General features: G+C 31.5%; 24 protein-coding genes. 10 read left to right on the forward strand and 14 right to left on the reverse strand.

All coding sequences use genetic code 11. The annotated features are described in order from the left end of the window. Nucleotides 1-105 precede the first annotated feature (105 nt). Nucleotides 106-1020, forward strand: a complete 915-nt coding sequence (locus KA878_RS02405) for an iron-hydroxamate ABC transporter substrate-binding protein (protein WP_193839606.1) — start codon at nt 106-108, stop codon at nt 1018-1020. A gap of 706 nt (nt 1021-1726) precedes the next feature. Beyond that, nucleotides 1727-2734 (forward strand): hypothetical protein, encoded by a 1008-nt coding sequence (locus KA878_RS02410; RefSeq protein ID WP_142237148.1) that lies wholly within the window; start codon nt 1727-1729, stop codon nt 2732-2734. Nucleotides 2735-3725: 991 nt separating this feature from the next. Here the strand turns inward: KA878_RS02410 and KA878_RS02415 are convergent. From KA878_RS02415 to KA878_RS02435, 5 genes are all read right to left on the reverse strand, one after another. Then, nucleotides 3726-3902 carry a hypothetical protein gene (locus KA878_RS02415; protein WP_174841502.1) on the reverse strand — a complete coding sequence of 59 codons (177 nt, stop codon included), beginning with the start codon at nt 3900-3902 and terminating at the stop codon, nt 3726-3728. Between the two features lie 215 nt (nt 3903-4117). Beyond that, nucleotides 4118-4858 (reverse strand): hypothetical protein, encoded by a 741-nt coding sequence (locus KA878_RS02420; RefSeq protein ID WP_193839605.1) that lies wholly within the window; start codon nt 4856-4858, stop codon nt 4118-4120. A 127-nt stretch (nt 4859-4985) separates the two neighbouring features. Beyond that, a complete protein-coding gene (locus tag KA878_RS02425) occupies nt 4986-5210 on the reverse strand; it encodes a hypothetical protein (RefSeq protein WP_053029879.1) in 225 nt (74 codons plus the stop codon). Nucleotides 5211-5270: 60 nt separating this feature from the next. Continuing rightward, the gene (locus KA878_RS02430) at nt 5271-5558 is read right to left on the reverse strand and encodes a hypothetical protein (RefSeq protein WP_075109337.1); all 288 of its coding nucleotides are present in this window, start codon (nt 5556-5558) and stop codon (nt 5271-5273) included. Between the two features lie 87 nt (nt 5559-5645). Further along, a complete protein-coding gene (locus KA878_RS02435) occupies nt 5646-6392 on the reverse strand; it encodes a poly-gamma-glutamate hydrolase family protein (protein ID WP_075109338.1) in 747 nt (248 codons plus the stop codon). Between the two features lie 131 nt (nt 6393-6523). Between KA878_RS02435 and KA878_RS02440 the strand changes: the two genes are divergently transcribed. After that, nucleotides 6524-7138, forward strand: coding sequence for a GNAT family N-acetyltransferase (locus KA878_RS02440; protein ID WP_193839604.1), 615 nt, complete (start codon nt 6524-6526; stop codon nt 7136-7138). A gap of 251 nt (nt 7139-7389) precedes the next feature. On the opposite strand, the gene KA878_RS02445 is transcribed toward KA878_RS02440, so the two are convergent. Beyond that, on the reverse strand, nt 7390-7875 hold the full coding sequence (locus KA878_RS02445) for a hypothetical protein (RefSeq protein WP_312883888.1): 486 nt from the start codon (nt 7873-7875) through the stop codon (nt 7390-7392). Nucleotides 7876-8287: 412 nt separating this feature from the next. Here KA878_RS02445 and KA878_RS02450 point away from each other — a divergent pair, with 412 nt between their 5' ends. After that, a complete protein-coding gene (locus KA878_RS02450) occupies nt 8288-8524 on the forward strand; it encodes a hypothetical protein (RefSeq protein ID WP_070855152.1) in 237 nt (78 codons plus the stop codon). Nucleotides 8525-8641: 117 nt separating this feature from the next. On the opposite strand, the gene lnsA is transcribed toward KA878_RS02450, so the two are convergent. From lnsA to tsaA, 3 genes are all read right to left on the reverse strand, one after another. Continuing rightward, nucleotides 8642-9223, reverse strand: coding sequence for a lipoprotein N-acylation protein LnsA (lnsA, locus tag KA878_RS02455; protein ID WP_053029870.1), 582 nt, complete (start codon nt 9221-9223; stop codon nt 8642-8644). Nucleotides 9224-9337: 114 nt separating this feature from the next. Continuing rightward, the gene (tsaT, locus tag KA878_RS02460; RefSeq protein ID WP_053029869.1) at nt 9338-9526 is read right to left on the reverse strand and encodes a type II toxin-antitoxin system toxin TsaT; all 189 of its coding nucleotides are present in this window, start codon (nt 9524-9526) and stop codon (nt 9338-9340) included. Between the two features lie 23 nt (nt 9527-9549). Then, nucleotides 9550-9807, reverse strand: a complete 258-nt coding sequence (gene tsaA, locus KA878_RS02465) for a type II toxin-antitoxin system antitoxin TsaA (protein WP_053029868.1) — start codon at nt 9805-9807, stop codon at nt 9550-9552. A 550-nt stretch (nt 9808-10357) separates the two neighbouring features. Here tsaA and KA878_RS02470 point away from each other — a divergent pair. After that, nucleotides 10358-10561 carry a sterile alpha motif-like domain-containing protein gene (locus KA878_RS02470; RefSeq protein ID WP_053029867.1) on the forward strand — a complete coding sequence of 68 codons (204 nt, stop codon included), beginning with the start codon at nt 10358-10360 and terminating at the stop codon, nt 10559-10561. On the opposite strand, the gene KA878_RS02475 is transcribed toward KA878_RS02470, so the two are convergent. Then, entirely contained in the window at nt 10553-10795 is a 243-nt protein-coding gene (locus KA878_RS02475; RefSeq protein WP_053029866.1) for a hypothetical protein, read from the reverse strand. The two genes, KA878_RS02470 and KA878_RS02475, sit on opposite strands and share 9 nt — an antisense overlap. Before the next feature lie 226 nt (nt 10796-11021). Between KA878_RS02475 and KA878_RS02480 the strand changes: the two genes are divergently transcribed. Then, nucleotides 11022-11630, forward strand: coding sequence for a histidine phosphatase family protein (locus KA878_RS02480; protein ID WP_193839603.1), 609 nt, complete (start codon nt 11022-11024; stop codon nt 11628-11630). A 201-nt stretch (nt 11631-11831) separates the two neighbouring features. Here the strand turns inward: KA878_RS02480 and KA878_RS02485 are convergent, their stop codons facing one another. The 3 genes from KA878_RS02485 to KA878_RS02495 all read right to left on the reverse strand — a co-directional run bounded on the left by KA878_RS02485 (nt 11832) and on the right by KA878_RS02495 (nt 13774). After that, nucleotides 11832-12449: a LysE/ArgO family amino acid transporter gene (locus KA878_RS02485; RefSeq protein ID WP_193839602.1), complete on the reverse strand. Its 618-nt coding sequence runs from the start codon at nt 12447-12449 to the stop codon at nt 11832-11834. A 120-nt stretch (nt 12450-12569) separates the two neighbouring features. After that, nucleotides 12570-13061, reverse strand: coding sequence for a GNAT family N-acetyltransferase (locus KA878_RS02490; RefSeq protein ID WP_193839601.1), 492 nt, complete (start codon nt 13059-13061; stop codon nt 12570-12572). 290 nt (nt 13062-13351) lie between these two features. After that, nucleotides 13352-13774 (reverse strand): organic hydroperoxide resistance protein, encoded by a 423-nt coding sequence (locus KA878_RS02495; protein WP_053029860.1) that lies wholly within the window; start codon nt 13772-13774, stop codon nt 13352-13354. 163 nt (nt 13775-13937) lie between these two features. Here KA878_RS02495 and aroD point away from each other — a divergent pair, with 163 nt between their 5' ends. Both aroD and KA878_RS02505 read left to right on the forward strand, forming a co-directional pair. Continuing rightward, complete coding sequence (gene aroD, locus KA878_RS02500; RefSeq protein ID WP_193839600.1) at nt 13938-14663, forward strand: type I 3-dehydroquinate dehydratase; 726 nt, start codon at nt 13938-13940, stop codon at nt 14661-14663. Between the two features lie 70 nt (nt 14664-14733). Beyond that, nucleotides 14734-15273, forward strand: a complete 540-nt coding sequence (locus KA878_RS02505) for a nitroreductase family protein (RefSeq protein ID WP_193839599.1) — start codon at nt 14734-14736, stop codon at nt 15271-15273. A gap of 725 nt (nt 15274-15998) precedes the next feature. On the opposite strand, the gene KA878_RS02510 is transcribed toward KA878_RS02505, so the two are convergent. Beyond that, the gene (locus KA878_RS02510; protein WP_053029857.1) at nt 15999-16322 is read right to left on the reverse strand and encodes a thioredoxin family protein; all 324 of its coding nucleotides are present in this window, start codon (nt 16320-16322) and stop codon (nt 15999-16001) included. A 141-nt stretch (nt 16323-16463) separates the two neighbouring features. Between KA878_RS02510 and KA878_RS02515 the strand changes: the two genes are divergently transcribed. Next, complete coding sequence (locus KA878_RS02515; protein WP_053029856.1) at nt 16464-16817, forward strand: arsenate reductase family protein; 354 nt, start codon at nt 16464-16466, stop codon at nt 16815-16817. Nucleotides 16818-16931: 114 nt separating this feature from the next. After that, the gene (gene gcvH / locus KA878_RS02520; RefSeq protein ID WP_053029855.1) at nt 16932-17312 is read left to right on the forward strand and encodes a glycine cleavage system protein GcvH; all 381 of its coding nucleotides are present in this window, start codon (nt 16932-16934) and stop codon (nt 17310-17312) included. Nucleotides 17313-17466 lie beyond the last annotated feature (154 nt).

The following is a 17466-nucleotide window of genomic DNA, read 5'->3' on the forward strand; positions in this document are numbered from 1 at the left end:
AGGAGTCTGGACTTGACTAATATTGACTATTATTTTTAAAAATCTATAATTGAAAATGAATATCAATTGAAAATGAATATAAATTAAAAATTAAAGGATGATATTATGAAAAGATTATTTGGAATTTTATTATGTAGTTTATTTATTTTGACTGCGTGTTCAGCATCTGTCGATAAAACAAGTAGCTCGATAAAGACTAGAGACTATAAAATTGAAAATGGTAAAACACTGAAAGTACCAGAGAAACCTAAAAGAGTTGCTGTTTTAACCGGATTTTATGTCGGTGATTTTATAAAGTTAGGAATCAAACCAATTGCTGTTTCAGATATAACTAAAGATTCTTCAATTTTAAAACCTTATTTAAAAGGGGTTGATTATATTGGAGAAAATGATGTTGAAAAAGTTGCTAAAGCAAAACCAGATTTAATAGTTGTAGATGCTATGGATAAAAATATTAAAAAATATCAAAAAATAGCGCCAACAGTCCCATATACATACAATAAATACAATCATAAAGAAATATTAAAAGAAATAGGCAAGTTGACTAATAATGAGGATAAAGCCAAAAAATGGATTGAAGAGTGGGAAGATAAAACTAGAAAAGATAAAAAAGAAATTCAAAGTAAAGTTGGTCAAGCAACAGCATCTGTGTTTGAACCAGATGAAAAGCAAATATACATATATAACTCTACATGGGGTCGTGGTTTGGATATTGTTCATGATGCATTCGGTATGCCAATGACAAAGCAATATAAAGATAAATTACAAGAAGATAAAAAAGGTTATGCTTCCATTTCAAAAGAAAATATTAGTAAATATGCTGGTGATTATATATTTTTAAGTAAACCTTCGTACGCAAAATTTGATTTTGAAAAAACACATACATGGCAGAATATTGAAGCTGTAAAAAAAGGACATGTAATTTCATATAAAGCAGAAGATTATTGGTTCACAGATCCCATTACATTAGAACATTTGAGAAGTAAATTAAAAAAAGAAATTTTAAATAAATCTCACTAGAAATAAGTTATAAAAATTTCTTATGTATTAATAACAATATTTTTAAGGAGTGATTAAATGAAACAACTGGATTAACATTTTACACTAAATTTGATAAGCAATATAATCATTGTTATGACAACATTAATATATGTTTTTACATTAACAAATAAAAGCTTTAATGAACTCCCGCCGTCTCCACTATGTAGGGAGTGGGACAGAATTCTTTTAAATTCGTCGTCCACTCCCAGCTTTCTTTGCTTGTAGAATTTTTTAGTGAAATTCTCTTTGTTGGGGCCCCGCCCGCAAGGATGACTAGAACTGAGAAAAGCTTGAATTAAGCGCCTTCTCAGTTCAGTCAGCTACTGCGAATTTGCAAAATAGCTGCATTATATTATTTATGTCCCGGACTCTTTTTGTTTTGTATTTAAACGTTTCTAGGTTAGAATATATAAATGTTGTATTTATTATATAAAATTATTATAATATAATTAAGTCAACGACCATGCGTGGACTTTAAAAAACAAAATCATGTACAGTAGTAGCCGTCTGCTATGAGACTAGGCATTATAATTGAATATCATAGTGTTGATAAAGAGATATGATTAATGAGTGATTAGTCATATCTCTTTTTTACATATGCAAATATACAAATCAAACCATCACACTAATGTGTAATGAACTAAAGTTAACCCTTATAAGTAGAAGAGGTGGTTATTTGAGATATGTGAATAACGAGAAACATAGACATGCTTTAATCAGTCAATTAACTGAGAACCAAAGAGAAATACTGTTTAAGTATTATAAATACAGAAAAAAGAATATATTAATCAATGATATGTATCGCTATTCAGAAGAGTGGGAACTTATCGACTTTAAAGTAAATGAAAATTACCGAACGAGTTGTAATGATACGCCGTTATATTGTGAATGTGGAAAAGAATTAAAGTATCAATATATACTTCGATCAAAGTCAAAAGACACAATTATGAAACTTGGGATTGAACATTTTAAAGAACATAGTGGCATTCCAAATCGTATTGCGTATCAGGTTAGAAAGAATATATTTTTGTTAGATGATTGGTTGGATGATGTACTCTTAAATCATGAGAAATTAATGAATGATTCAGAGTATCATTGTAAAGTGATAAACATGTATAAAGAGTGGACTACAATCTCTGAGTTAGATGTGAAAGAATTTAATGCGAATTCATCAAAGCCTATTACAAGTAAGAATATTGAATTAATTAATGATTTTAAAAAGTATAGTATGGCTTTGCCCACTAACATCGAACAGAAAGTCTTTGCTTTGATTGATTATTTTCATAGAAAGAAATATCTTGCGTATATAGAAGAACTAGAACGAGAAAGACGTATTCAAAGAGAAAAAGAACAGGAAGCATTGAGAAAAGAGCGAGAGTTAAAACGACAGCAATTATTAAAAGAGGCTGAAGCACGTAATAGTCAAAAAAGAAAAATTATGGCAAAAGAAAAGGCAGATAAGATGTTAATTGCTGAATGTAGAGTAAAAATAACAAAGTTATTAGAAGTGCAAAATGTGATTGATATCACTACAATTTATAATGAATGTAAAATAGAGATAGACGAATTATTAAAATCGCATGTTAATACAAAGATTGTAAATGATATCGTAAATTCTATTAATAGATACACGATGTATACTGTGAAGTTCCAAAACAATAAGCTATTTAAAGCGTGGACTAAGCGTTTTTGATAAGCAACATAGTCATATCCAAAATATATTGAATGAGCGCAACTAAATTATATTATATTTATTAGTCTTGAAATATTTAATAAAAATGTTATAATATAAATGTCAACGACAATGCGTGGACGTTATAAACCGAAATACATTGCATAGCTAAGAATAAGTTTTAAATAACTTAGGAAAGAGAGTAAGTAGGACTTGTTCTCTTTTTAGTCAACGGTCGTGCGTGGACTTTAAAACAAGTACATTGATTATCGGATTTGAAATGCAAATTTCAATAAATGTAGACGAAGCGTTAGAACGAAAGGTTCTAACGCTTTTTAAAGATTCTTCAACATAAATAATATGATAATGCTATTTGGAAAATTTGCAGTAGCTGACTGAATTGATAAGATACTTAAATTAAGCTTTTCTCAGTAAAGTCGGTCCTCAGCAAAGAGAATTTCATAAAGAAATTCTACAAGCAAAGCAAGCTGGGGTTCGGGGCCCCAGCAACGAGAATTTCGAAAAGAAATGCCACGAGTAGAGAAAGCTGTGGTTCGGGGCCCCAGCAAAGAGAATTTCGAAAAGAAATTCCACGAGTAGAGAAAGCTGGGGTTCGGGGCCCCAGCAACGAGAATTTCATAAAGAAATTCTACAAGCAAAGCAAGCTGGGGTTAAAAAGGATTTAAAATTTTGCACCACGCTTCAATGATGTTACATCCAATTTCGATGTGGTATATATAGTAAGCAGACTAAAGTCAGCATGATGAACTAAGACAACTCGTTAGTAAAGGAGCTGTTGAAATATGGAATTATTAACGAAAGCGATTAGTTTTATGATGTCATCTCTTTCTACATGGCTAGGAAGTAAAGATTTATTAAAAGATGTCGGAAAATTATTTGATAAAGATCACAATTGAAAGTAAGTCAACGTATCGTTTTAGGCATATGTAAAAACAAAAAAACTAGCATTTACTGTTTCAATAAATGAAACACGTAAATGCTAGTTTTGCTATTAGTTATCGTTAATTTTTTTACCATCTGTACGATCTGATTCGCCTTTGTCTTTATGCGCGTTAGGATTGTCTTTTTTGTCAGAACTTTTCTTAACATTGTCTACTGGGTCATCATTATTACCGCATGCCCCTAATAATAAAAAACTTGAAAGCAGTACAAAAGCTACTTTTTTCATATGTGTCACCCTTTGTTTAATTATATTTAATATCTAATTGATATAAATAATATTAATATAAGTATGTCACACTTTTCTAAAAATTCAACAGTTAATAATAATTTATAAATTCAATTAAATCGAATAAATGAGATAAGCTACGTCATTGTTATCTCATTCACTGAGTGACAAGGCTAGTTACAGTGAATATAGAAAACACACTATTTCACTATTAATTAATTTGTACTATTAACTGTCTCATTAGTATTACTTTCTGCTGATGTATCATTACTTCTAAACTGTCCATTTGCACTATCTACAGAATAACTTTGGACCTGATTATCATCTGCTTGATTTTCAGCATTTGACTGGTCTTCAGCACTTGAGTTGTTGTCTGTAGTAGCATTCTCGTTTGAACTGTTGTGATCGCCATTATTAGAGTTGTTATTTATATTTCTGCCATTTTGATTATAAGATTGGTTTGAGTTGTTTGATTGATTTGAATTTTGATTATTGACTGCATTGTTTTGTGTAGTTCCTTGTTGTGTAGAAGGTGTTTCATTAGTTGATTGTTCAGCGGTTGGTTGTTCTTGTTGTGTGTCTTGCTGTTCTTGAGTATTTGTTTCATTATTAGCTGATGTTTCTTCAGAGCGATTTTGTTCTTCTTGAGTAACATTACTATCATCTTTATCGTTGTTATTATCTTTTTTGTCTTTGCTTTGTTTATCCTTATCTTTATCTTTTTCTTTAGACGATTTATCCTCTTTAGATTGTGTTGCGTGATTTTCAGATGGATTGTTACTTTCAATCATTTTATGAATGCCTAAAGCAAGCATGCTAAGTAAAATAATCGTAATAGCCATTGCGAAATATTTTAAATAGTTTTTATTTTTAAAAACTGCCACAATAGCGAATAAAATTAAAATAATCGCTATGATTAATAATACCGTGCCTGTATAGAACAACAGTTTCTCCATAGGCTACCTCCATTTAATTTACATTATTAATTGTATTGTACTACACATATTATTAAATACATATTACCTTGTAATTAACATCTAATTACTATTTGAAAACAGTAGTGTAAAGGCTTTATGTATCACATTAATTGACTCTATCGTAAATGTTAATCTCCTCATTCTCTTTGCTGACAGAAACATATAGTTTTTCATCATTAAGTTGTGTTTCATTCGATGTTTGATTTAAGTCGATTTCTGCTAATATTCTAAATGCACCATTATGATAAGGTTCAACTATAGAGATTTCATTTTCATATGCTTGAACCATTAATTGTCTATGTGATTGATTATTAATTTTCCAGTTAGTCATATATTCACCTTTTTCATAAAAATAAAACTACGTTAGTCATAGTCTAACGTAGCGGTTTAATTATTTAAAACTTTGTTCTATCTCCGTGAAAGCTTTGTTAGTAATCGTAATATCGTCAATTCTATCTGCTGTTAGTTGTCCATCTAGATAACCATAATCAATGAGTACTTTACAATTCTCTAAAAAATCATCATATTCACGATCACAGAAATAATCATCTTGTGTTTTTATACTATTACCAAAATAATTTGCTTCATTTTCTGACTGACCTTCATTAGAACGTTCCATATATAATTTATAAAATTTCGCTATTGTATATTTTTGTTCTTGAGTTAATGTTTCTAACATAACACGTTCCCCCTCACTATAGTACTTTATACCCAATTTAAATAGGGGTGAAAACGTAGTGAGGGTAGCTTAGCACCTGAGAATAGATTATTGAGCGTTTTCGATGCCTTGATTAACTGCTTTGGCAAATTTGTAGAACGTACGGGTGTAGTTGTCTGGATTCGATCTTGTTTGTTGATCCAGTTGTTTATCTTTAAAAAACAGTGCACGTTGTCCGGTTGTTAATTCAAGTTGTACGCCGGTATCATTGTCATTTCTATTAATGATATTGGAGGATGATGTTGCCTCAACACCTTTAGGACTCTTTTGAACTGTGAAACCTTTACGTTTTAATGATTTTGTTATTGATTTGGCTAATTGTTTATCTTTGCCGCCAACGTAAACAATTGGATCTTCACCTGCATAGCCATGAATGGATATAGTCTCTTCGGAGTGGTCCAACATTTTTAAGAGGGTTGGTTCATCAAATACAGTTGAAGTAATATGCAAACGTTCATTATGTTTAGGCATTAATCCTTCAAAAGTATAAAAATCATAGTTACCTAGATTGGCCACACGACGAGCGAGTTCAGTCGTACCCGGTTCAATACCGCCACCGTGAATGGCCGTAACAAGGATGTGATTATCTTTGCGGTTTTTTGTTTTAACACGCCAGTCTTTACCTTCTGTTGTATCATCTTTTAATTCTTGAAAATTTGAATAATAATCTAGTGAGCGATTTTGTTTTTCTTCACGCGTTTTATAGAGTATAAATGCAATCGCTATAATAGCAATAATTAAGACAGTAACAAATAAATAATATACTTTTGAATACCAGTTTTTTCTTTTTCTCATACGACCTTCCTTTTTAAATGAAATAATAAAATGTGTAAATTAACTTTTATATTATAAATTATATTACTCATAAGCTCAAATATTGTTTAATTTTAAAAAATAAGTAAATAGTTAAATAGGGAGGAATAACATTGACTAAATTAACTATTCAATCAGCACAACCGCATCATCAAGAAGGGGGACAATTAATATATGCGGCAATAGACGACATGGCCCCGATTATACTAGGTAAATCTAAAGATAAAGAAATTGTTGAAGACTTACAACGATTATGGCAAAATCATGCGAATCGATTTAGTCATGATATGTCATTTGTGGCTTTAGAAGGTGACCAAGTTCTTGGTGCAATCACGTGCAGTCCTTTAAAACAAATTGATGAGGCGTTGATACCAACCGTACTTCAAATTATTTCAATGAATAAAATTAAACCCTTCAAGTCTATCATCACACACCCAAAATCGTTTTATTCACTTGTTACGATGGATGAAGGCAACGAAGATGAATATCATATTAGTATGCTAGCGACGATGCCTAATGCCAGAGGGAAAGGTGTCGGTCAACAACTTATAAATGTTGCAGAACAAAAAGCTAAAGCATCAGGATTTAGTAAACTATCGTTAACAGTAGTGAAAGATAATAAAGCAGCATTGAAATTGTATCAAAAAATGGGATTTGAAATTGTTGGAGAAATTAATCATAAACCATACTATCTTTATAAAATGAGAAAAGAAGTAAATAAAGCATAACATCATCGGGTGCGGGAGAGGAATCAAGTAAATGCTTTATCCGTACTCAGCTTGCTTAACTTGTAGAATTTCTTAGTGAAATGCTCTTTGCTGGGGCCTCGCCGTCAAGGATGACTAGGTTTGAATAATGCTTGATTTAAGCGCATTTTCAAATCAATTAGCGATTGCCAAGATAACAAGGAAGCTGAAACATTTTATAATGTCCTAGCCTCATGTTAGCTACTCTCTATGTCTATTCAACTCAATTTTTACTAATTACGCTTGTACTTATCATATTTACCGTTAGCTATATCTTGTTCGCGTTGTTGAATTGTTTCATATACTTCATCAGCATCATCACCATCATAATAACCTTCTTCAATGGCGTGTTTTGTTTGAAGTTCTCCTGAAGATAAGCCACCGTTATATTTCTTTCTCAAAGCGTCAACATACTCATCCTCATTAGTGGCAGCATTGATTTCTGCATTAGGATCATCTATATCATCTGTCTCAGAAGTTTGGTTTGATTGATCATAAATTGATTTTTCTTGTCCACGTTCAACGCGTAATGAGCTTTCGTATGCAGCGCTTGCAGGACCTTCCATCACATTACCTTGAGGAATGACGCCATTAGCTACCGCGCTATTGTATGCAGCAATTTTTTCTATTTCAGTATAGTTATTACTATAAATCACTGTTTCTAATGTTGCTCGATCAGTTATATTTTGAACATCAATTTGCTTAGTGTCTTGGGACACTGAGTCTTGTTTATTAGACGAGTGGTCGTCATTACTTTGTTGCGTGGATGGATGATCACTTTGCGCATCTTTATTTGACGATTTAGCACTAGACTGTTGATTGTCTTTCTCTTTATCATTATCTTTGTTATCTTGAGATGTTGTCTTAGACTTAGAATGATCGTTTTCCTTGTCTTAGTTTGAAAAGCTACAGCCTGCTAATAGAAATAGGCTTAATAATAATGTAAATAAAACTTTTTTCAATATAGTCACTCCTAAATTTAATATATTATTATTTTATAATGAAATAGATATTGAATGTTTTTATTTTTTGAAAATATTTTCAAAAACAAATTTACATAAAACATACAGTAACTTCACTGATATTTTACAAAATAATGGTAAATATGAAGTGAATAGGATGTGAGATAACATGAATAAAAAATTATTAAAAAGGTACTTTGATAACAATGATTTTAAAGCCATTGCGATTGTGGTAGGTACTAAAAAAATGGTGATGGAAAATGATATTCATTTAGATTATGAAAATGAAATTATTATCTATCCGCTAAAAAATTGTACACGTATTATCCCGTTTAGTTCTATTTCGTATATTGATTTATTAGAAGAAAACGAGCATTTCATTAATTATTTCAAAGAAACAGTGTAATCCAAAAAGCCTGAGACAACAATCGATGTCTCAGGCTACAACTATATGTTAGCAGTAGTACAACGAAATAAAATTTGAAAAAATTTTATTTCTGTCACACTCCCTTGCGATATCTATTTAGTATTGTTTAACTAATTGGAGTTGGTAATCATCGGTGAAGTTGTCTACTAGGGCATAAGGGGAAATGATAAGTAATCCATGTTCATTAATAGCATTTTTACTTACACCATATTTGTATGCCTGATAAATAATTTTAGTGCAGTATGTAAATCTTTCGCTCTTAAGATTTAAAGTGACTAAATAGGTTTTATCTGTATCTTTATAGTGCGTTTCAGCCCACTTGGCAGCTTTCTCTCCAGCACCTGGCATAGTACAACGATAAATTTTAATCCAATCATCCTTTCCTTCACCAAATCGTTGTTTGAAAGAATGGAAGGATTCAGTAATGGGTTCATCACCTGGACCTTCTATTTGTAAAACAGTATCATGATCTAATGCAATACTTGAATGTCCAAAGAATCCAAATAAAACTGGCCCCTTAGTAAGTATGATATCACCTGGCTGTAAATCAAAATCATCTTCGGTTGGAGAGAGTACTTTTGTATCATCTGTATGCGCGATTGCATGCGTCGAATAAGGTAGAAAAGTAATTAATATTACTAATTGTATTTTTATAAATGAAGAAATTAGACATTTCATTTTTGTACTCCTTAGTAATTATTAAATATTTATGAATATTGCATATAGATAATAATAAAAAAGGCGTGCGACAATGAATGTAATAAGATTCCTGTCACACTCCCTAATTCACCGCTATAATATACCGAATATGAATACATAGATTAATAATGCAAATCCGAAAATATAAAATATGACGGTAAAGCCTAAGTATGATTCTTTGCGTTCTTCTTTTTTAGATTTAAGTAATAAGCCCAATATAATTGAGGCTGCTACTACGAAAATGATCCCGAGCCATAATAATATGGTTAAATGCAAACTCATGTGTAAGCCTCCTAAATATTAATTTAAAAAAATGTATATACCATAGGATAAATGTAGTATAGAAGCATAACAATATTAATTAGAAAAATCACTTCGCTAACTATGTTCTTACAAATAAGGGCAGTGCTCAAACTTAATATAATGGTAATGCCACTAACCGTAAGTCCTGGAACTAGCCAAAAGAAATCATCTAAATCTGGATTATAGGTGACAACGATATTAAAGCCCAGAAATAAAAGTGTCATAAAAATATTTATCCAAAAAATTTTATTATTATTCATGGGTGTCACCTCTTTATAATTCGTTAAACTTACTAACATCATATCATTTATTTTATACCGGTAACACGAGTTAATCAAAGTAATTAAATGTTTTTATCTTAATATTGAAATTTGGTAAAAATTTAGTTGCTTATATTTGGAAAGTAAGCAATAATGAATATCAAACTAATATGACAACATTTGTAAATACAAAAAGCCAACCGCTATAAAGCAACGGTTGACATCATATCTCTTATTAAATTGAAAATTGAGTTGAATAGTTATTTTCAAATTCATATATGCTGCACAATTAAATAAACGCACCTCGAATGATTCACTTAATTGTAACAATTACAACAAGATACCATTAAATAAATGATAAATTTAGTGATTATTTATTGGGTTAATGATTTAATAATCTTAAACAGTATATTAAATGTAAGACATTATATACTACAAATAAGCAAAATAAATGCTAATTACATATTAAAGTTGAGTTATATTATATGTTTAGACAAAATTAATAATGAAATATTCAAAGAAAGCATAATTAAACTGAGGAGGGGGAACTATGACATTTTATGATTTTGTAATTGGGTTTATTAACGATGATACGCCTCTTGGAAGTTTAGCTCAGTATATCGAGAATGACGGTGAGTTTCCGAAACATGAACGAAATAATCAAGTCATTAGAGCGTACGTTATGTCAAACTACGTCGATCACCAACTTATTGAAAGTACAAATAGAGCAATAAGTTTATATAAATTAATTTGAGTGAGCGTAATACCAATTTTGCGTGTTTAACGCATTCCACACATCTTTAGTTTTAAAGTTAATTTCATTATTTTTTATTGAAAAAGGTTCAATAATATTTCTGTCCATCCAAGAATTAATTAATTCTTGAGGAACACCATCTAATAACATGTCTGTTTTGCTTATGATTAAACATTCCCAATCTAACGAGAGCTTATTTGGATTAACATAATTATATTCATTATGATTGCTCATCAATGACACTCCTTTTAGAATTGTGAATCTTATAATAATTTATACCCATCATGACGGTATTCAAACCACTTTATAAATTTTTTCGATGTTCTTGTTTTTGAAAATTAAAAAATTAATGTATACTATTACTCGAAAATTCAATTGTGCTTAAGCATTAGTAGTAACTAGTAACACTATCGATAAAAGTGAATGATTAGAAGCAAAATTTACGTTTGAGGTGTATATAATGGTAAAAACACTCTATTTAATGAGACATGGACAAACAATGTTTAATCTAAGAGGCAAGGTGCAAGGGGCAAGTGACTCTCCTCTAACAAACTTAGGCATCGCTCAAGCTAAACAAGCAAGTCAATATTTTGAGGCACATCACATTTCATTTGGAAATTTATATTCATCAAGTTCGGAACGTGCATGTGATACGTTAGAATGTGTTGTACCTGATCAAGACTATAAGCGCCTAAAGGGACTTAAAGAATGGCATTTTGGGATTTTAGAAGGGGAAAGTAATGATTTATTAAATTCAAATTATGATGTCGAAGATGCATTTGGAGACCGTTTGGTTGTGTTTGACGGAGAATCTAAGGAAGAAGTTGAGGCGCGTTTTATCGGCACTTTAACCGAAATTATGCGTACCACAGATAGTGATACTAATTTAGTTGTCAGTCACGGAACGACACTTGATGTTTTTTTAAGAAAAGTTATTGGAGATGTAGCAGCAACGCAATACTTTATTGGAAATTGTCATATTTTAAAATTTACATATGACAATAACGCATTTCAATTTATAGAAAAAATTGATCCAGAAAATGGTGATATTTCTAAACATGAAAATTAAATTGGTTCATGAAGGGAGTGGGACAGAATTCTTTTGAATTCGTCGTCCCACCCCCGCAAGGATGACTAGAACTGAGAAAAGCTTTATTTAAGCGCCTTCTCACTGCGAATTTGCTAAATAGCATTATTATATTACTTATGTCCCTCCCCCTTTTTAGTGTGCTATTTAGAATGAGTCCTTAGCGCATATACAACAGCACTTTTAAAATAGTAAATGGAACATTTTTTGAAGTATCATTAATGCAACGATAACAATGATAATGCTTGATATTTTATTTAATATTATCAATAATCGACCTGACTTATCAAAGTGACCCACACTGCGTCCAGCAATTGCTAAAAAGATAAACCACAACCATGAAATACTAATCGTCGCTATAGTAAAAGCTATCTTTTCAGAACCGGTGTAGGCAGAGGCACTTGTACCAATCACTCCAATTGTATCCATAATTGCATGTGGATTAAGGAGTGAAACAGAAAGGGCGAAGCTTATTTGCTTAGCAGGTGAGATTCCCCTCTGATCATCTAAATGCGTACTTTGCTCATGCCACAATGACCATGCCATATATAGTAGAAATATTAATCCAATGATGTATACTACAATTTGGAGCAATGGAAATGACATAAGGATTAAAGATACACCTATGACAGCTAATACTATGAGTAAAGAATCACATAGTCCAGCTGTAATTACAGCAGGCAGTGCACGCCGAAATTTCGTTTGATTAGCACCTTGGTTAAAGACAAATATATTTTGGGCACCTAAAGGTAGTATTAAGCCTATTGCCAATAAGAGCCCGTGTATAACAGCTTGTATCATTTTATACCCCACATATAAGCAATTTTGAATCAACAAATTCTGAAAATTTAGAATATAAAATTCATTATAAAGGTCACATATGAAATGTCTAGAAAAATGTTAAGCAATTATGAAAAAGGGTTAGACAATATCATATAATAACCAATGTACATCAAAATAGTCATCACCAATTTTTGAAGATTTCGCTTCAAGTCCTAATGTTTCAAATCCTAAAGTTGAGAAAAAGATTTTACCGGTAATGTTATTAGACGTCACACATGTCATTAGTTTTTCGATATTACGAGATTTGGCATGATCTAAAGCAGCTTTCATTAAATCTTGAAGTGTTGTTTCATCCTTTTTATCAAGAAAGAATAAATTCTCTAGAATGGCTTTATGAGAAGTTCCAACTTGTTTTAACTGACGTAATGTCACACATGCAACAAGTTTATCATCCTTGAATGCACCGATTATATTACAAAATGCTTCATCATCAGAAAGTATTTGATTCAGGTCATCATTAGAGATATTCTCGAGGTATACTTTATCCCATGAATAAGTGTGGGAATTGCTTGATAATAATTGAGTATAATATGCTAAGTCATTTTGTTTTAGTATACGAATCGTTGTCATTATGTCCTCCTATACCTATCATAGGTCACAGTTCTATAATCGCAAAATTTGTATGATTAATAGGTCAAGCTCAAAAAAATTGATGTAAAAACAATTTTATTATAAACTATTTGAGATTTAATATGTATAAATGTTTTATAAAGTTATTTATTTACTGTATTTATAGAATAACTTAAATCTGAAAATTTCACAAAAAAAGAAGACACAAAAATTCTAGAAAAAAGAATTTTTGTGTCTAAAGCTAAGACAAGTGATTAAATTAATTATTTGTCTATTTATTTAAAATGCAATTATTCTACAACTTCCACATTTAAGTCAACGTCGATATTACCACGTGTTGCTTTAGAATATGGACAGAATTCATGTGCATCTTGTAAATATTTTTCAGCGTCTTCTTGAGATAATACATTTTTTACTTTAGCATCGATTGCTACACTTAGTTTTGGACTTTCTGCATCAGGATCATCTTCAAGGCGTACAGTTAAAGTTACTTCTGGCTCAGCGCCACGCACTTTATTTTGTTTTAAGATAAGGTCAAATGCACCATTAAAGCATGAAGCGTAACCAGCTGCAAATAATTGTTCAGGGTTAGTTGCTTTTCCGTCCGCTTGTTGTGGTGGTAATACATCTACATTTATTGCATTATCGTCAGTGTTTACATGTCCTTTACGTCCACCAACGTTTGTTGCTTTTGTTTCATATTGAACTGCCATTATTATTACCTCCTAAATTCGTATACAATCATTATCTACCCATTTATAAAATATTAAATCATTAAATAGTAAATTAATCGATAAAGTAAGTTACTTGAGGTTGGAGATAGACTGACAATAGTTTAAAATAAATGCAAGTTTAATTTAGGAAGAAGGAAACTTTATGACTAACGTTGAAGTGGCTGCAACAGTAGCTCCGAATCAATTATTGGATACAGCAACACTAGATGATATTCAGGTCTTTAGTGAAGATATGGATATACTAGAATTACGAATTGATCAATGGAAACAACAACATCTTGAGTTACTTGAATCCAATCTCAAGCGTCTACAAGATATGAATTTGAGCGTTAAAGTTTTAGTAACATATCGTACGCTGTCACAAGGTGGCCAAGGTGAAATGTCGTATGAAAGCTACATGGCTTTATTGAACAACATTATCAAAGGTCATCATTGCCATATGATTGATATTGAATGGGATAGTGATTGTGATGTCAGTGCATACCGAGATTTAGTCAACTTAGCACATCAAAACAATAAACAAGTTGTCATTTCATATCACAATTTTGAAGAAACGCCTGAAACAGATATATTAAAATTTACTTATTATAAAATGAATCAATTCAATCCTGATTATGTCAAAATTGCTGTGATGCCTCATGGCAAAGAAGATGTGGTTACGTTACTTGAAGCAATGGCAGCAAGTGCAGATACATTAGATGCGAAAGTGATTGGTATTTCAATGTCTAGTACTGGTTTAGTGAGTAGAACTGCGCAAGGTGTATTTGGTGGTACAGTATCATATGGATGTTTAGGTGAACCTCAAGCGCCAGGACAAATACATATCAATCGTTTAAAACAGCAATTACTATTTTATGAGAATCATTAATAGACATTTGAAATTAAGTGGTAAAGGTTTTATAATTGAGAAGAATTATCAATAATAAGGGGCGATAATTGTGGAACTACAAGAAGCAATTGCTTCAAGAAGAAGTATTAAGAAATTCAAACATGATATGACTATAGATGATAATAAGCTTTATCAAGCGATTGAGAAAGCAGCAGATGCTCCAAATCATGGAATGCGAGAACCATGGAGAATTATCCATATAGCTAAGGATAGATTAGGGGAGATGAGTAGAGATGTTACGCATTTTGCTTTTCCAAATGACCCTGATAAACAAGAAGACCACTACCAGAATGTGACTAATTTGGGTGGCATGTTAGTACTCGTGCTTAAAACAGATCCAAGACAACGACAAAATCGCGAAAACTTCTTTGCGATGGGTGCGTATGCTCAAAATTTAATGCTACTATTGCATGAACAAGGTATTGGTACATGTTGGAAGACACCACCTTATATTTTTGAACCTAAAGTTCGAAAAGTATTTGGTGTACAAGGAGACGAAATTATTGCAGGTTTCCTATATTTAACAGATTTAGAAGAAGTGCCACCAAAAGCATCACGTAAAAATAAACATTTAATTTCTAAGTATTAGAATGAACGGAGAGAGTGGGACAGAAGTAAAATAAATTCGTCGTCCCTCTTTAGGAAAGAGAATTTCTTGATAAAATTTTCTTCACTTGGGCACGGTGGCAATCATGACTAGGTTTGAAAGAAATTGATTTAAGCGCATTTTCAAACCAGTGAGTTATTGCTAAAACGATAAGAGTCCGGGACATAAAGTTCTTGGATAAGTAAATAAAGACAATTTCTATTAAATACAAAGTATTTTGGCGAGACTCTTGCGTTGATTATTAATGAACATAAGTGCTAGCGCACTTATGTAAGAAATTCTAAAGATGAACTACGAATGACGTTGTGTGACGCCTGAGGGAGTAGGATAAGTGTCGAGACCGCGGCTCGACCCATCCCCCTAGGCAAGCATCACAACAGAATGAGTAAATGTTCATCTAAGAATTTCTTTAGAGGACTACAGGCTGAAGCTGTCCCATAAGAAGGGCCCCAACACAGAGAAACTGAGTTAATCAGTTTCTACAAGCAAAGCACGTTGGGCAAGCGAGCCAACAATACGGAGTATTGTAAATAAAGAAGCCAGTAAATGAATTTGTTAAAACTCATTTACTGGCTATTTCTCTAGGAATTATGTCCCAGACTCTTATTTGAGTTAGAAGCTGACCAAAAGACAAACTTATCTCAAGTTCAGTCAACTACGCCGTAATATAACGACTAAATGTTTAAATTATTTTTCGTTGCTACGTCTTATTTATTAAACGTTTCGTCTAAAAATGATTCTACTTGCTCAGGTGATTTAGCATTTGCAGAATGTAAATGTGCGCGTTTATTACCATTTTCAAATACTAATAAACTAGGGATACCCATTACATCATTTTCTGCAGCTACATCTTCAAGTTCATCACGATTTACAGTGTACCAATCGTAATCGTTATACTTTTCAACGATTGGATCAATCCACATATCCATTGCTTTACAATCAGGACACCAACCGGCTTCAAATTTAACGATAACGGGTTTATCACTTTCGATTGTTGATTTAAACGCATCAGTTGTAGTAATACTTTGCATAATAAACGCTCCTTTTAATTAATACTAAATGTATTATAACGAATAATTTACTTTAAATGAAAAATTAAGCTTAAAATATAGAGCGTTTACATAGATTATCTGATATATTTAAAATAAGACGAAATAGGAGGTTACATCTGAATGATTAAATTTTATCAATATTCAAATTGCACAACTTGTAAAAAAGCAGCAAAATTTTTAGATGCGCATGGCGTAAGTTATGAACCGATTGACATTGTACAACACACACCAACTAAAAAAGAGTTTGAAGATATTATCGATAAAACAGGTGTAGAAGTTAATAAACTATTTAATACGCATGGTGCAAAATATAGAGAATTAGGTTTAAAAGATAAATTAAAAGATTTATCTACTGATGAAAAATTAAATCTATTAGCTTCTGATGGCATGTTAGTTAAACGACCACTAGCTATTTCTGGAGAAAACATCACATTAGGATTTAAAGAAGATCAATACAAAGAAATTTGGTTATAGTTTAAAATTACAAATTTTATTTATATAAATTATTGTAACTTTTACTTTAATAGTTGAATGAAACCTTACTGTATGGCATCATTAAATTGTAATTATTTTTAGGAGGGGATTCTCGTGGCAGTACCGAGCGAATTAAAATATTCAAAAGAACATGAATGGGTAAAAGTTGAAGGCAACACAGTAACAATTGGTATCACTGAATACGCACAAGGCGAATTAGGTGACATCGTATTTGTTGAATTACCAGAAGTTGATGATGAAATCAACGAAGGGGATACTTTTGGTAGTGTAGAATCAGTTAAAACTGTTTCTGAATTATATGCGCCAGTATCTGGTAAAGTTGTAGAATCAAATGAAGAATTAGAAGATAGTCCTGAGTTTGTTAACGAATCACCATATGAGAAAGCATGGATGGTTAAAGTTGAACTTAGCGATGAAAGTCAATTAGATGAATTATTATCAGCTGATCAATATAAAGAAATGATTGGTGAATAATTAATTTAAACTCCTTGATTGCGATCATGGAGTTTTTATTTTGTCTTTTTATCTATAAAGTAATCATCTCAGTTTGGTATGGCGTCTATAATTGCGTACATTGTTAAGTAATTGTAAATGATGTTTAAGGTATGCGCGTTCTGTGAAGAAGTAA

The sequence above is a fragment of the Staphylococcus sp. GDY8P57P genome (assembly GCF_017892585.1).
In the GTDB taxonomy this organism is placed as follows: Bacteria; Bacillota; Bacilli; order Staphylococcales; family Staphylococcaceae; genus Staphylococcus; species Staphylococcus borealis.